The organism is Corynebacterium ulcerans (assembly GCF_000767685.1).
Taxonomy (GTDB): Bacteria; Actinomycetota; Actinomycetes; order Mycobacteriales; family Mycobacteriaceae; genus Corynebacterium; species Corynebacterium ulcerans.
Genome location: NZ_CP009622.1, coordinates 2,114,526 through 2,129,045, shown reverse-complemented (window position 1 = coordinate 2,129,045; position 14,520 = coordinate 2,114,526). Strand labels below are relative to the sequence as shown.

Sequence of the window (14,520 nt, the reverse complement as noted above, 5' to 3'; positions counted from 1 at the left end):
TGAAGGGGAGCATTCTGCTGGGGTTGCTGGCATACTGGGATACAGGCTACGAGCAATCGTGCTCACAGATGAAACGAATAAGCTAATCCAACTGGAGGATTTTTCATGCCTATCGCAACTCCCGAGGTCTACAACGAGATGCTGGATCGGGCTAAGGCAGGCGGATTCGCCTTCCCAGCCATCAACTGCACCTCTTCTGAAACCATCAACGCAGCTCTGAAGGGTTTCGCTGAAGCTGAGTCCGACGGCATTATTCAGTTCTCTACCGGTGGTGCGGAGTTCGGTTCCGGCCTTGCGGTAAAGAACAAGGTCAAGGGTGCTGTAGCTCTCGCTGCATTCGCTCATGAGGCAGCAAAGAGCTACGGTATCAACGTTGCTCTGCATACCGATCACTGCCAGAAGGAAGTTCTGGACGAGTACGTTCGCCCCCTCATCGCTATTTCCCAGGAGCGAGTAGACCGCGGCGAGCTTCCACTGTTCCAGTCGCACATGTGGGATGGCTCTGCGGTTCCGATTGATGAGAACCTTGCGATTGCTCAAGAGCTCCTGCAGAAGGCACGAAACGCTCACATTATTCTTGAGGCTGAGATTGGCGTTGTTGGTGGCGAAGAAGACGGCGTAGAGGCCAAGGCCGGCGCTAACCTCTACACCACTCCAGAGGATTTTGAAAAGACCATCAACGCCCTCGGCACCGGCGAGAATGGCCGCTACCTGCTGGCCGCAACCTTCGGAAACGTCCACGGCGTGTACAAGCCAGGCAATGTTAAGCTGCGCCCCGAGGTTCTTCTTGAAGGCCAGAAGGTTGCTCGTAAGCTGCTCGGTCTAGACGACTCCGCTTTGCCATTCGACTTCGTCTTCCATGGTGGCTCCGGCTCCGAGAAGGAGAAGATCGAGGAGGCACTGACCTACGGCGTAATCAAGATGAATGTGGACACTGACACCCAGTACGCATTCTCTCGCCCGATTGCTGCTCACATGTTCTCTAACTACGACGGCGTGCTCAAGGTTGACGGCGAAGTTGGAAACAAGAAGGTCTATGACCCTCGCTCCTACATGAAGAAGGCTGAGCAGAGCATGTCCGAGCGCATCATTGAGGCTTGCCACGATCTGCATTCGGTGGGAACCTCGGTGACCAAGTAAACTTAAATCCGTATATATTTCAACACCCAGTCAATTAGCATTGGCTGGGTGTTTTTTATGAAAAACTTCGGATTTGCTTTTGATTAAAATATATTATCGTTTAGTTCTTTGACCTGCTGTAAATGTGCTGCTTAGCTTGAACGGTTAACTTAATCATTCCTTCTCTAGGAGACCCCAGTGGGTAATAGACCTGGTCCTCGGATTGTGGCAATCACTACAGCTGCAACCCTTGCCATCTCAGGCTTAACCGTAGCGGCACCCTCAGCCCTTGCGGCCGTCGATGACGGAACAACAAATGCATTCACCAGTAACCCGGATGCGAAATTTGCTAATGAGATTTTCTTCTTTGATTTTTCCAAAGTAGCCAGCGGTGACGAACTTCAAAATAAGTGGGATTCATCAAATCCTGAAAATAATGAAGGCGGCTTTGGCGGTAAGCGCATCAAAGAAGGTGACACCTATACCTATAAAGAGGCTGATGGTCTGCCTAAAGGGATGGAAGTCACCGTAACCATCAAGAGCATCAAGGCTATGTATTCGGATGCTCAGAGCAGCAACGGAACACCTCTCACCGTGGACAACGGTGGCATCTGGGCACGTAACGTGACGTGGAATGACTTCTTCCGTCCGATCGATTTTGCTGCGCTTGCAGGCCGCAACTCAGAGCGCGATAAGTGGTTTGATAGGGATGTCCTGTACCCCAGCGATCCTGGTGCAAAGTGGCAGATTAGCCAGTACTTGGACCCCACTCTTTTTGGCAACAACGCCGATAACGTAGGCAACCAGGGCTACACCTTTGACCTTGATATTAAAGGCACCCTGAACGGCAAGCCGATTTCTCTCGATGTGATCGCGTCTGACGGCGAATCCACTGGCATCAAGGTGGAGGACCACAACAACCCCTATGGCACCACCTTTAAGGTCAATGGGGCCCCGGGACAGCGTCGTGGCGGAGTCCCAGAGAATCTTGGCTTGGTGACGGATGCCAACGGTGGTTGGCAGGTTATTCAGGATCTCGTCGGCAAAGAGAAGCGCTATTACTACGTAGACAATAAGCCTGCAGTGCCTGCGGAAGTTCCAGATGGTGTTAAGCCTTATGATCCGATCGTTGTAAAGCCCGGCGATGAGTGGTCTTTGCAAAACGGCGATAAGAGCTATGGCTGGGTGGATACAGAGCTGAACGAGGAAGGCGGAGAATGGAAATCCATCCCGCAGTCCCAGCCTCTACTCGTCAGTCGTGGGGCTAAGACGGTTTCTGTCAAATTGGATAACAACCCACGTGGCAAGACTGGCTCTCGCCAGGGTGTTGTCGCAGGTATCTTCATTCCTACGGATCAGGGCGACGCACCGCAGTCTTATGGCGAAGCCAGCCACATCCTGGATAACTGGAACGTAACGGGTCAGCCAAAGCAGAACCCGGACGTTGCATTTGAAGCCAAGAACCGTGTCGGCGAAAACATGCCAACTCGCGATGGCGGCCAAAACTGGAGCCCGGGAGCCGATAAGGACTCCGAAGAAGACGTCCAGCCAAGCGTGTTCAAAGACGGCTTTGAGCAGAACAACGGTAAGGTCACTTTCCCTGCAACTGCTACAAACAGCGATGTTGTGGCATGGGTGGACCTGGACAACAACGGTAAGTTCGACGAGTCTGAGCGTCGCGTTGGCGTAGTCAAGGACGGCAACGTCACCTTCGACTGGAGTGACTCCGCTAATAAACCTGAGCCTGGCAAGGACTACTACGCACGCATCCGCGTAGGCGGCGAAGGCGTCAAGGCTGATGATATGAAGCAGCCCACCAGTGTTGTACAGGGCGGTGAGGTAGAAGACCTCAAGTTCACGGTTGAAAAGAAGCCTGAACCTCTGGTCTCCTTGGGTGACAAGGTCTGGTTTGACAAGGACTCTGATGGCTCACAAACCGATGGCGAGCCAGGCGTTAAAGACGTCAAGGTATCGCTGCTGGATGAGCAGGGTAAGCCTGTCAATAAGCCTGGAACAAACGAGCCTTATGAGATGACCACCGGAGAAAACGGCGAGTATCTCTTTGAAAACCTGCCCAAGGGCAAGTACAAGGTGCAGTTCGACTACTCTGCTGCTCGTACCCCGGAGGGTAAACCTTTCACGGCGCCCACAGTTCCTTTAAAAGGTGACACTCAAAAAGATTCTGATGTTGTCGAACGTAAGATCAACAGCATTGGTCTCACCGATGTCATTGATCTGCAGTCGGATCGTCGCGACGTAGACGCAGGTCTAGTTGTTGTACCCTTTGAACTGGGCGTTTCCGTTGGTGATTTTGTTTGGCATGACAAGAACAACGACGGCATCCAGAACGATGGCGATGACAGCGGCATCCCCGGTGTTGAGCTAAGGATTCTTGATCCGGAAGGCAAGCCGGCTAAGAACAATAAAGGCCAGTTAATACCTAATATCATCACAGATGAGAAGGGCAACTACCTTTTTGATCACCTTCCAGCGTTGGAAGACGGTCAAAGCTACACCGTTGAGGTTGTTAAGAACCCAGAGGGCTTTGTTCCTGCTAAGTCCGGTGCTACCGATGACTCGGAGAAGGATTCCTCCACTAACAGTGCGAAAACCAAACCAGGTGCTTTGAAGGAAGACAAGGCCAAGGACCTGAGCTTGGACTTTGGCTTTGTCAAGCTTGGTTCACTGTCCGGCATGACGTGGTTCGATTCCAACAAGGATGGTATCCGCGACGAGAACGAGAAGCCTCGTTCTGGCGTGACCGTTACCTTGCTCAAGGACGGCAAGCCTGTTGAGGGTGTTGACCCAGTGAAAACCGGGGAAGACGGCACATACAAGTTTGAGAATCTTGTTCCTGGCGCTGGTTATTCTGTTCGCTTCGGTGATACAGAGAACCTGACCAAGAAGACGGAAGGCGATGTCACTAAAGACAAGGATTCCAACGCTGACCTAACCACCGGTGAGACTGCCGCCGCCGAAGTCAAGGCAGGGGAGAACACCCCGAACCTTGATGCTGGCTACATCACTCCTACTGTTTCCGTGGGCGATTTCGTCTGGCATGACAAGAACAACGACGGCATCCAGAACGATGGCGAAGACAGCGGAATCAAGGGTGTCGAGCTCAAGCTTCTCGACTCAGAAGGTAAACCTGCCAAGGACATCAACGGCGACCCAGTTGAGAACGTGGTGACGGATGAGAATGGCAAATATCTCTTTGAGAACCTTCCGCTTCTGAAAGACGGACAAAGCTACACCGTTGAGGTTGTCAAGAACCCAGAGGGCTTTGTTCCTGCTAAGTCCGGCGCAACCGATGCGGACAAAGATTCTTCTATCAAGAGCGCCCAGACTGCCCCGGGTGTGTTGGCCAAGGACGGCGCTCAGGATCTGACCTTGGACTTTGGCTTTGTCAAGCTAGGTTCGCTGTCCGGTATGACGTGGTTTGATGCCGATAGGGATGGTATCCGCGACGATAATGAGAAGCCTCGCGCTGGCGTGACTGTTACCTTGCTCAAGGACGGCAAGCCCGTCGAGGGCGTTGACCCCGTGGAAACCGGGGAAGACGGCACGTACAAGTTTGAGAATCTTGTTCCTGGCACCGGTTATTCCGTGCGCTTTGGTGATACAGAAAACTTGACCAAGAAGTCTTCGGACGCAGACGTCACCAAGGAAAAAGATTCCAACGCTGACCTGACCACGGGTGAGACTGCTACCGCTGAGGTCAAGGCAGGGGAGAACACCCCGAACCTGGACGCTGGCTACATCTCTGAGCCGGAGACCCGGAGCTCGGTGACCGTAGCCCGCCAAGGCGAGACCCAGAAGTCAACCGACAATGACTCGGAAGAGATTGGAAACATCACGGACGCGGGCATCACTCCTGCAGAAATGTTCCCAGGGATCGATCCGACTCTTCCGGTTGAATACAAGCTTGTCGACGCCTCCGGCAACCCCACCGACAAGGTAGAGGTGCCAGGTCGGGGTACATACACCATTGATAGCGATGGCGTGGTTACCTTTGAACCTCATCCTGATTTTGTTGGTGTAGCAAATACCGTGATGGTTACGGCTACCCAGGGTGAAGTGACTCATGTTTCTCAATACACGCCGATTGTTATTCCAAAAGATGACGATGGCGAGTTCCCGTTGCCGCACTTTGTGGATAAGGGCGAGACCGGCGAGCCGGTTACCGTTACCCCAGGTAAGGGCAACCACCCTGATTATCCTGCAGATCTGCTGCCAGAAACCGTGAAGTTTGTTAAAGAGGGTCAGCCTAAGGGCGCTGAGATCTCCGAAGACGGCAAGAAGATGACCGTTCCTGGCCAGGGTGTCTGGACTATCGACGAGAACGGCAACTTCACATTCACGCCTGAGGCAGACTTTGGCGGAAGCCCGGATACGGTGAAGTACAACGGCGAAGATGAGTACGGAAACCCTGGAACAAATGATGGAACTGTCACCATCGTGTATCCGGTTCCTGAAGGCAACAGCGATTTGATTCGTAACCTGATCATCGCTGGTAGCATCATCGGCGGGATTGGTTTGATTGCTGCTTTGATAGGCGGAAGCAGCGAAGGTAGTAGTAATGGCAGCAGCAACTCTCCTGCGCCTACTCCTACCCCCGCACCTAAACCAGCTGAGCCGAAGACGGAGCCGAAGGTCGAACCGACAAAGGTGACACCAAAGGCAGAAGCCAAGAAGTCTCCGATGCTGGCTACCACAGGTGCAAGTGTTGTGGGGCTGCTCGTAGCGGCACTGGTGCTTGTCCTTGCAGGCGTTGCACTCGTTGCGCGTCGTAAGAATAAGTAATAAGCCATAAGGCTAAGGGCGGTACATCTCATTGCGAGGTGTACCGCCCTTGTGTATGCCTACACAATCTGTCTACTATGTAATGCATAGTAGTTGGCTACGCATAGAAGGTGAGATGGCGGAATCGCAATTAAGAAAAGGCGTACTAGAACTGATCGTTTTGGCGGCCTTGGAAAAGGAACCCACCTACGGTGGTGCGCTCATTGAGAATCTGGGGATGGAGGTCTCTTCGGGAACTCTTTACCCACTACTGACCCGAATGAAAAAGCACGCGTGGATCAGTAGCCATTGGGAGGAGTCGCCTTCGGGACCTCCTCGCAAGATCTATTCGGTCACAGAAAAGGGGAGCGAACGCATAGCGGAGCTGGCGCAGGAATGGCGCGCACTGTCTGTATTTGTCAACGAACATTTGGAAGGGATTGGAAAATGACCAGCTTTTATGAACGAGAACAAGACGGAACCATAAAGATTTTTGGCGTCGCAGTGCATTCTCCGCAGACGCAATTTAAAATCTTCGAGCCTGAGAACCCTGCTCTTTTTGTGCCGCGATCGTTGGGTATCGGATGGGATCTTAATGTGGGAGCGCTTGCCGTAAAGCTAGGGTTGGTGCGCCCCGATGACTCGCTACCGGATTTGCAGGAGTACGTGCCGTCGCAAACGCTCAAAGCCCTGAAGTACATGCCCTTTATTGGTACCGGTGTGGTAGCGCTGGCTGCTTGCGTTGCCAGTAAGCAGAAACTTGTGCCTTATACCGCGCTTAGTGGGGCAATGGCTTTGTGGAGCGCCGATAAAGACGTGACTGTAAAAGCGCAAACTCTTGGGGTGCAAACTATGGCGTTCCTGGATGTATGTGCGGCCAAGGCTGATTCTCGTCCGCTGTCCACGATCGCGGTTCTGAGTTTTCCCGTGGTCACCACCGCCGTGGTAGTGGGTACCGTCAAATCCGCGCTGCTCAACTTGGATGCAACGTTAAAGGCAAAGGACAATGAGTGAGCTTGCGCCTTTGTGGTGGTTAATCGCACTGCAAGGAGTATTGACAGTCACAGCGCTCTTTTATGCTGCACAGCTCGGGGATCGTCGATTAGCTGAACAGTCCCGATGGGTATGGATCGTAGCGATCTTGGTGGGACAAACGGTGGGCAGCATTGTGTTTTTGGTCGTGTATTTCCGGGATCGGAAACATCGCGATCAACCGGAACGAACTCAGCCCACCAAAGGGGCAAAAACGATTGAACAGCTTTATGGGGATGCTTTATGACTGTACTTGCTGTGCAAACGCAGGACCTAAGCAAGTGTTATGGCGACGTCGTTGTTGTGGATAATCTTTCCATGAGCGTTCCTGAAGGCTCTATATACGGGTTCATTGGCTCGAATGGTGCAGGAAAGACCACAACTATCAGGATTCTGCTGGGTTTTGCTGCGGCTACGTCAGGGAGTGCAACGGTGCTCGGGCTGCCTCGGGGGACGTTGCCGCCAGAGCCTAGTAACCAAATAGCCTACTTGCCAGATGTTCCCCGTTTTGCTGCATGGATGAAACCCATAGATGCGCTCATATATTTAGGCAGAGTATCCGGAGTGGACTCAGACCAGGTGGTTGATCGAGCACACGACCTGTTAGACCTCGTTGGTCTGGCGGGGGCCAGAAGCACCGTGGGAGGCTTTTCACGAGGAATGGTGCAACGTCTGGGCATCGCAGCCAGCCTGATAGGCGCACCGCGACTGCTTGTGTTGGATGAGCCTACGAGCGCTCTCGACCCGTTAGGGCGCGCTGATGTTTTAGCGATCATCAAGCAACTGCGCGGGCAGACCACAGTCCTTTTTACCTCGCACTTGCTTGCCGACGTCCAAAGCGTATGCGACCACGTAGGCCTACTGCATAAAGGAAAACTTGTGCTTGAGGGAGAGATACAGGATGTGTTGGCAACACACCGATCTGCCAACACATACCTCCGCCTACCCGGAGACGAGGCCCTGCGTGCTGCCTTGCAATCTCAATTGGGAGTGCCCGTGACAATCGAAACATCTACTTTGCAAGATGTCTATGAGTCGGTGTGCCATGAACAGCAATAAAGTCCTGTGGTTCTACGAACTCCGAAGAATAGCGTCAACTCCTAGCAGCCACATTGTGCTGGGACTAGGACTCTTCCTTGCCGTAGCCTCCCCACTCACCGCATGGTTTATGTCCGATATAATTCAGAATTTGCCAATGCCTGAACCCACGTGGCGAGACTCATATGGGCAATGGGAGAAGAACTTACACCAAGTTATAAGCATCGCTATTATCATCGTGTCTGCTCACGGAATAAGCGGAGGCCTTAGTGGTGGGGAAGCCGTCCTAGTGCTGAGCAGAAATGTGTCGCGTCGTGCATACATCAGCTCCAAAGTATTCAGCTATTATGCGCTGTCGGTGGGCGTCGTAACGCTAGGAACGCTGATAGTGTGGGGCGCAACCAACGTGGTTTTTGGGGAAGCCGCATTGCTAGCACGGAGAAGCTGCGAATGGTTTATGCAGATGACGTTTGTGCTTGCAGTGATTACCGGCGCCGCTGTGATCTGGCAGCGGATGGTTGCTGCGGCAGGCGTGGGATGTGCAGTTTTTCTCTTGATGCAGCTTGGTGCAATCTGGGAGTCTGCACCGCCAGCATGGGCCAGCGTCCCCCTTGCGTGTGTGGTTCTTTATGCAGCGATGTGGCTGTACGACCGCAGAGAAATCCGAGGCGACTAAGATTTACTCAGGTAACAGAGTAGATTGAGGAGCTTATGGCACCTACGTGGTCAGAGACACAACGGATGAACAGATTCCAACAGGGGTGGATGCGTCTGCGCTCTAATTGGATTTATGTGATCCAAGCGGGGCTTGCGGCGGGGCTATCCTACTGGGTAGGTTTGCATCTTTTTGGCCATGAACAGCCCTTTTTTGCCCCTATGTCCACGGTGATTGTGCTGAGCACAACAGGCGGCGAGCGATTCCGCCGTTCCTTTGAGCTCGTCCTGGGTGTGAGCATCGGTGTAGGGCTTGGCGACGTCCTCATCGCCCTTGTCGGGTCCGGGGTCTGGCAGATCTCAGTCGTCGTGGCCCTGTCCATTGTGCTGGGCACTGTGGCGGATAAAGGCGTCCTTGTGGCTAATCAGGCGTCGTTTGCGGCAGTCCTGATTGCAACTATTCTTCCGCCGGGTACCTCGGGAGGCACTGACCGTATGCTGGATGCTCTGGTTGGCGGCCTCGTGGGAATCGCGGTCATAGCGCTCATTCCTGACTCGCCTTTACGCTCGGGAAGGCGGGAAATCGCAAATATTCTGGGCGTGATGGTTGTTGTCCAACGCAAGGTTGCCAACGCGCTGCGCACGGGCGACGCTGACGCCATTGCAGATGCCCTTGTCCTGGCGCGAGGTACCCAAGGGCACATCAATCAGATGATCGCCGCTGCCAATATGGGTAAGGAGACCATTCAGGCGTCGCCACTGCTCTGGGCACAACGCCGACGGATTCGTTCGATGATGCGGATTCTTAACCCCGTGGACAACGCAATGCGTAATACGCGTGTGCTCGCGCGCCGGGCATTGGTGATTTGTGAGGACCAAGACGAGGTGTCCGCGCAGCAGATTGAGCTGATAGAGACCCTGGCCTGTGTGTCTGAGCGGCTTTCAAACCTGTACTTTGGCAACACGGAAGTCTCTGAAAACGCAGAAGTGCCCAAGCTGGTCGGCATCCTCAGAGATGCCGGCGCGCGCTCGGGCTTAGATGTGGCCGAGGGGAGAGTACTCTCCGCTCAGGCCGTGTTGGCGCAGACCCGATCATTGATCGTGGATCTGCTCCAAATATGTGGCCAGTCTAGGCGCTCCGCGGTAGAGGTTCTCGCCCCTACCTCGGAACACCCAGCGACTGTAAGAAAAATTTGGAACGACGGTGAATGATTATTCAGTACTTCTAGCGACGGAAGAGGAACTTGAGGAATCCACCGGAAGAGCCCTGAGACTCAGTGGTGCGGTGCTGCTCGGCACGCTCTAGGGTCTCCTTCTGCTCCTTCACCACGTCACGAGTAGCCTTAGCGTTCTCCAGATCGCGCTCCAGATCCTCGCGGCGCTCACGGTCAGACTCGCCGTTTACTTCGTTCTCTAGCTCGTTAGCGCGGCGCTCAAGGGCACGCTCGTCTTCGCGAGCACGGCCTAGCTGAGCATCCAGATCGCCTTCCATTGCACGTGTGACGCGTTCGCGCTCGGCACGGTCACGCTCTGCCTTCTCACGGAGGATCTGCTCACCATTGCTGGTGGTGGTCACCTCTGGGTGGCGCAGGCGATCAAAGTCGAGATCGTGGTAAGGCAGCGGCTCGCGCAGATTGAGGGGATTGCGCAAGTCATCGGTGCCAATTTTGCGGAAAACGGTGGTGGATACTTCACCCTTATCCGAGCGCCAGACACGATCTGCTCCGAGAAGCTGCCCGATGTAACCCTTGCCTTCAACCCAAGCAGGTCCGCCGGAATCGCCGTGATCGGATCCAATGTCACCAGTGAGTACTACCGGGCCACTGACATTGGTGATGGGGGGGCACGCAATGCGCTGAGTACGGCTGCCGTATGCACAGAGGACATCGCCGACCTCTGGCTCAGCTACGGAATCCTGAGAGAAGTAGTTCTGTCCGAGGAGGTTAGAGTCAGAAATCTCCACGTAAGCCAGGTCGGATGCTCGGCTGTTGACACTCCACTGCATCTCTGTCGTGTCGCTGAGTGATGCCCATTCCTGAGGGTAGACGTGGCGTAGGGTGCCGATGCTCTGGTGATATTCGTCGTAGACCTCAGCACCATTGTCACCGCAGTGAGCGTCAGTCCACACACGATTATTTTCGGTGTCTACATAGCCCACGGTGCACACGCCAAGTGTGTTGGCGGTCCTTTGAATCAGTAGCCGGTCTCCTTGATCAACAGCTGCGGGAACTGAGGGAGCGTCTTGGGCGCTTGCCAGCGGCAATGGCAAGAGGGCTGCGACTGCAAGCACCGCCGCTAATTTGCGTTTGAGGTGCATTGTTTTCCTTCCGGTTGATTGCAAATGCATTATGAATTTATTTCGGGGTGGAAGGTAGCTGTGTTTTTTCCCTCAGGTGGGGGCGAAAAATAATAAATACTTATGCAAGGGAAATCAACTAGGCTGGCAAACATGCTGGATATCAAGGAGAGGGTGCTAAGACTAAGGCGAAGCTTCCTATCTATTGTTCAGATGTCACTTGCAGCCGGCATCGCTTTTTGGATTGCTCGTAATCTGATTGGGCATGACAAGCCCTTCTTTGCGCCAATGGCCGCTATCATTATCCTTGGCTTGACCAGCGGAAATCGCATCAAAAAGGCGATAGAACTATCCATAGGTTGCTCTATCGGGGTGGGTCTTGGGGATCTCCTGATTATGGGAATAGGCGTGGGACATTGGCAGGTGCCGCTCGCTATCTTTATCTCGTTGCTTGTTGCGACCTTTCTTTCCAAGAGCCAGCTCCTTATTAATCAGGTGGCTATTGGCTCAATTTTGATCGCTACAATCATGCCCCCAGGCACCTCCGCGGGCCCGGATCGCATGATTGATGCTTTCCTCGGCTGCATCACGGGCATCGTTGTTATGGCGTTGCTGCCGCACTCTCCGCTCGCGGAGGGACGTCGTGAAGTCTCTGCGGTGCTCCGCCTGGCTAGCACGGTCCTCAAACATGTATCCGTAGGGCTCAAGACAGCTGATCCTGACATTATCCAGGAAGAGCTGGAACGCGCTAGAGGTTCGCAAGCCTCCATCAACGCCATGCTCGAAGCTGCCAAGTCGGGCCAAGAGGAAAGCACAGTGTCCCCGCTACTGTGGGCCTCGCGCCATCGGGTCAGATCTTTTATCCGCATCCTCGCGCCGGTGGATAATGCCGTCCGTAATACACGTGTGCTCGCGCGCCGTGCTCAGGTTCTGGTGGAAGACCACGACACCGTAACGGCGGAACAACTTGCGATTATCGAAGAACTGGCGGACATCGTGGAGGGCATTGCTAGCTCCAACGACAACCCGGCTGAGATTCCCGAACTCGTCCGACGCTTGCGTTACCTCGGCGGCCGCTGTACTCCCGACATAGCCGACTCCGGGGTGCTTTCCGCCCAGGTGATCCTTGCTCAATCGCGCTCTATCATTGTGGATTTGCTGCAGGTGTGTGGGTTGTCTCGTGAATCTGCGGTTGCCATCCTCGCCCCCACATCAACCACGCCGGCCTATCCGCCCGAGCTGTGGGAAGAATGATCAGGGGCGCACCGACTGCAGGTCCCGCAGATGCCGATAAAACGTCACCCGATCTACCGGGCGCTTCCGTGAAACCCCATCGACCTCAACTCGGAAATCAATGCCGCCTCCCTGCAATGCTCGCCCCAGCCATGCGTCTTCATTGACAAGCCCAAACTCGCGCTTTCCTAGCTTTGCGACGAAACCACTAACCTCCGGCTCACGTAGCGGAGTCACAATCACATTTCCTTGTACACCAGGGGCATCCAGCGTGGAAGTGAGCTGTGCGCCAAAGACGCCACGGCGGGGTGCTTTCTTCTTGCCTTGATGGTGAATCAACACGTGATCATCCACGATAACCTCTCCTGTGATTTCTCCCGCGTCCCAGGCGGTGACCGTGGCGGTACCTGCGACGGCGATGCCGGCGTCGTCACGCACGAGCGGTTTAGGGCGAACCGAGCCCGAGAGCGCGAAGGTGAGGGGATCTGAAGGGAGCTGCCAGAGGTGTGCGACGCGTGAGGTGTGCTCGGTGGGAACAAAGGCGACTTCCACCCACAGGGCGTCGGCGCGCATCAGACGTGTGATGACGGCGGAAAGGGCTGCATCGGAGCCGATCACCACCACGCGTAGCGGGCGGTCTACCTGCTGCGGTGCATACTGCGGGGACCCCAAATGCGGGACATCGGGCATGGCTGCGATCTCGGCGAGGGAAGGAGTGGGGTCTTCAGGCAGGATCGCGGCGGCTTCTTGGTCAAGAAAGCGCAGCTCTTTGCGGGTAGGAATAGCAGAAAGCTGTTCTATGCGGTCGGCAGAAACAAGCGGGGGCGGAGTGCCGCAGCAGGCGATAATAATTCTGGGAAGTGTGTGATCTGTCATGGTGAGGAGGGAAGAAAACGAGCTTGTATGTACAATGATGAAACGTCTGTGAGCATTCTAAAGTCAAGGACGTGTAAATCATGGCAGCAATCGTGATCGTCGGTGCCCAATGGGGCGACGAAGGCAAAGGCAAAGCAACCGACATCCTGGGCGGCCAGGTTGACTACGTGGTCAAGCCCAACGGCGGCAACAACGCAGGTCACACAGTGGTAGTCGGTGGAGAAAAGTACGAGCTTAAGCTCCTGCCCGCTGGTGTTCTCTCGGAAAACGCCACCCCCATTTTGGGAAACGGCGTAGTGATCAATCTTGAAGCGCTTTTCGACGAAATCGACGGGCTTGAGGCTCGTGGTGCCAACGCATCGCGACTCAAAGTGTCCGCCAATGCTCACCTTGTGGCCCCCTACCACCAGATTCTTGACCGGGTTCAGGAGCGATTCCTGGGTAAGCGTGCCATCGGCACCACCGGTCGCGGTATCGGGCCAGCCTATGCAGATAAAGTCTCACGCATAGGCATTCGCGTGCAAGATGTCTTTGATGAGTCCATCCTGCGCCAGAAGATCGAGTCCGCGCTCGATGTAAAGAACCAGACTCTGGTCAAGATGTACAACCGCAAGGCCATCGTCGCAGAAGAAATAGTCCAGTACTTCCTGGGCTACGCGGAAAGACTGCGCCCCATGGTCATCGAGTCTGAACTCGTGCTCAACGAGGCGCTCGATGCCGGCAAGAACGTCCTCATGGAGGGCGGCCAGGCCACCATGCTCGACGTCGACCACGGCACGTATCCGTTTGTTACTTCCTCCAACCCCACCGCCGGTGGCGCATGCGTAGGCGCAGGCATCGGTCCGACCAAGATCACCAGCTCTCTGGGCATCATCAAGGCATACACCACGCGTGTGGGCGCCGGACCATTCCCCACAGAGCTGTTTGATAAGTGGGGCGAGTTCCTGCAGACCACAGGCGGCGAAGTTGGAGTGAACACCGGTCGGAAGCGTCGCTGTGGCTGGTACGACTCCGTGATTGCTCGTTATGCGTCTCGTGTAAATGGCTTCACCGATCTCTTCTTGACCAAGCTGGATGTGCTGACCGGCATTGGAGAGATTCCCATCTGCGTTGCTTATGACGTGGACGGGGAGCGTCATGATGAAATGCCGATGACTCAATCCAAGTTCCATCACGCAGTACCTATCTATGAGACGATGCCTGCGTGGGACGAAGACATTACCGGCTGCACCACGTTCGAGGAGCTACCGGAAAAGGCACAAGCGTATGTGCGCAGGCTAGAAGAATTATCTGGCTGCCGAATCTCCTACATCGGAGTCGGGCCAGGGCGCGATCAGACGATTATTTGCCACGACGTAATGGCATAAAAATATGGGATGGGTTTCCGGTGGAAGCCCATCCCATTTTTAAGGCTTTGGCTTGGGTGCTGGGGCAGAAGAACCAGTGGTGGCCAGGTGTGGGAAGCTCGGAAAAACCCTTAGAATTCTTTT

At 54.6% G+C, this 14,520-nt stretch carries 12 protein-coding genes; 10 read left to right on the top strand and 2 right to left on the bottom strand.

Going from position 1 to position 14,520, the window contains the following annotated elements:
* Positions 1 to 105 precede the first annotated feature (105 nt).
* The 8 genes from fbaA (at position 106) to CULFRC11_RS09605 (ending at position 9,837) form a co-directional block, all read left to right on the top strand.
* Positions 106 to 1,140, top strand: coding sequence for a class II fructose-bisphosphate aldolase (gene fbaA / locus CULFRC11_RS09640; protein WP_013912436.1), 1,035 nt, complete (start codon positions 106 to 108; stop codon positions 1,138 to 1,140).
* A 177-nt stretch (positions 1,141 to 1,317) separates the two neighbouring features.
* Entirely contained in the window at positions 1,318 to 5,922 is a 4,605-nt protein-coding gene (locus CULFRC11_RS09635) for an SdrD B-like domain-containing protein (RefSeq protein WP_038620820.1), read from the top strand.
* Positions 5,923 to 6,037: 115 nt separating this feature from the next.
* Entirely contained in the window at positions 6,038 to 6,352 is a 315-nt protein-coding gene (locus CULFRC11_RS09630; RefSeq protein ID WP_031270644.1) for a PadR family transcriptional regulator, read from the top strand.
* Positions 6,349 to 6,915, top strand: a complete 567-nt coding sequence (locus CULFRC11_RS09625; protein WP_023636379.1) for a DUF5808 domain-containing protein — start codon at positions 6,349 to 6,351, stop codon at positions 6,913 to 6,915. The genes CULFRC11_RS09630 and CULFRC11_RS09625 overlap by 4 nt, the downstream gene beginning before the upstream one ends.
* Positions 6,908 to 7,180: a hypothetical protein gene (locus CULFRC11_RS09620; RefSeq protein WP_014526298.1), complete on the top strand. Its 273-nt coding sequence runs from the start codon at positions 6,908 to 6,910 to the stop codon at positions 7,178 to 7,180. Before CULFRC11_RS09625 ends, CULFRC11_RS09620 begins: the two co-directional genes overlap by 8 nt.
* Positions 7,177 to 7,992, top strand: a complete 816-nt coding sequence (locus tag CULFRC11_RS09615; RefSeq protein WP_023636378.1) for an ABC transporter ATP-binding protein — start codon at positions 7,177 to 7,179, stop codon at positions 7,990 to 7,992. Before CULFRC11_RS09620 ends, CULFRC11_RS09615 begins: the two co-directional genes overlap by 4 nt.
* Positions 7,993 to 8,047: 55 nt before the next feature.
* Positions 8,048 to 8,647 carry a hypothetical protein gene (locus tag CULFRC11_RS09610; RefSeq protein WP_031270641.1) on the top strand — a complete coding sequence of 200 codons (600 nt, stop codon included), beginning with the start codon at positions 8,048 to 8,050 and terminating at the stop codon, positions 8,645 to 8,647.
* 35 nt (positions 8,648 to 8,682) lie between these two features.
* On the top strand, positions 8,683 to 9,837 hold the full coding sequence (locus tag CULFRC11_RS09605) for an FUSC family protein (protein ID WP_013912431.1): 1,155 nt from the start codon (positions 8,683 to 8,685) through the stop codon (positions 9,835 to 9,837).
* 13 nt (positions 9,838 to 9,850) lie between these two features.
* Here CULFRC11_RS09605 and CULFRC11_RS09600 read toward each other — a convergent pair whose 3' ends face one another.
* A complete protein-coding gene (locus CULFRC11_RS09600; RefSeq protein WP_038620816.1) occupies positions 9,851 to 10,942 on the bottom strand; it encodes a chymotrypsin family serine protease in 1,092 nt (363 codons plus the stop codon).
* A 132-nt stretch (positions 10,943 to 11,074) separates the two neighbouring features.
* Between CULFRC11_RS09600 and CULFRC11_RS09595 the strand changes: the two genes are divergently transcribed.
* Positions 11,075 to 12,175 (top strand): FUSC family protein, encoded by a 1,101-nt coding sequence (locus CULFRC11_RS09595; RefSeq protein ID WP_038620813.1) that lies wholly within the window; start codon positions 11,075 to 11,077, stop codon positions 12,173 to 12,175.
* Here the strand turns inward: CULFRC11_RS09595 and CULFRC11_RS09590 are convergent, their stop codons facing one another.
* Positions 12,176 to 13,030 carry a hypothetical protein gene (locus CULFRC11_RS09590; RefSeq protein ID WP_023636374.1) on the bottom strand — a complete coding sequence of 285 codons (855 nt, stop codon included), beginning with the start codon at positions 13,028 to 13,030 and terminating at the stop codon, positions 12,176 to 12,178.
* A gap of 80 nt (positions 13,031 to 13,110) precedes the next feature.
* Here CULFRC11_RS09590 and CULFRC11_RS09585 point away from each other — a divergent pair, with 80 nt between their 5' ends.
* The gene (locus CULFRC11_RS09585) at positions 13,111 to 14,397 is read left to right on the top strand and encodes an adenylosuccinate synthase (protein WP_013912427.1); all 1,287 of its coding nucleotides are present in this window, start codon (positions 13,111 to 13,113) and stop codon (positions 14,395 to 14,397) included.
* Positions 14,398 to 14,520: the final 123 nt, after the last annotated feature.

Excerpts from the sequence above, each read along its gene's own strand:
- fbaA (WP_013912436.1), top strand. The coding sequence starts at position 106 with ATGCCTATCGCAACTCCCGAGGTCTACAACGAGATGCTGGATCGGGCT.
- CULFRC11_RS09630 (WP_031270644.1), top strand. The coding sequence starts at position 6,038 with ATGGCGGAATCGCAATTAAGAAAAGGCGTACTAGAACTGATCGTTTTG.
- CULFRC11_RS09625 (WP_023636379.1), top strand. The coding sequence starts at position 6,349 with ATGACCAGCTTTTATGAACGAGAACAAGACGGAACCATAAAGATTTTT.
- CULFRC11_RS09620 (WP_014526298.1), top strand. The coding sequence starts at position 6,908 with ATGAGTGAGCTTGCGCCTTTGTGGTGGTTAATCGCACTGCAAGGAGTA.
- CULFRC11_RS09615 (WP_023636378.1), top strand. The coding sequence starts at position 7,177 with ATGACTGTACTTGCTGTGCAAACGCAGGACCTAAGCAAGTGTTATGGC.
- CULFRC11_RS09605 (WP_013912431.1), top strand. The coding sequence starts at position 8,683 with ATGGCACCTACGTGGTCAGAGACACAACGGATGAACAGATTCCAACAG.
- CULFRC11_RS09600 (WP_038620816.1), bottom strand. The coding sequence starts at position 10,942 with ATGCACCTCAAACGCAAATTAGCGGCGGTGCTTGCAGTCGCAGCCCTC.
- CULFRC11_RS09595 (WP_038620813.1), top strand. The coding sequence starts at position 11,075 with ATGCTGGATATCAAGGAGAGGGTGCTAAGACTAAGGCGAAGCTTCCTA.
- CULFRC11_RS09590 (WP_023636374.1), bottom strand. The coding sequence starts at position 13,030 with ATGACAGATCACACACTTCCCAGAATTATTATCGCCTGCTGCGGCACT.
- CULFRC11_RS09585 (WP_013912427.1), top strand. The coding sequence starts at position 13,111 with ATGGCAGCAATCGTGATCGTCGGTGCCCAATGGGGCGACGAAGGCAAA.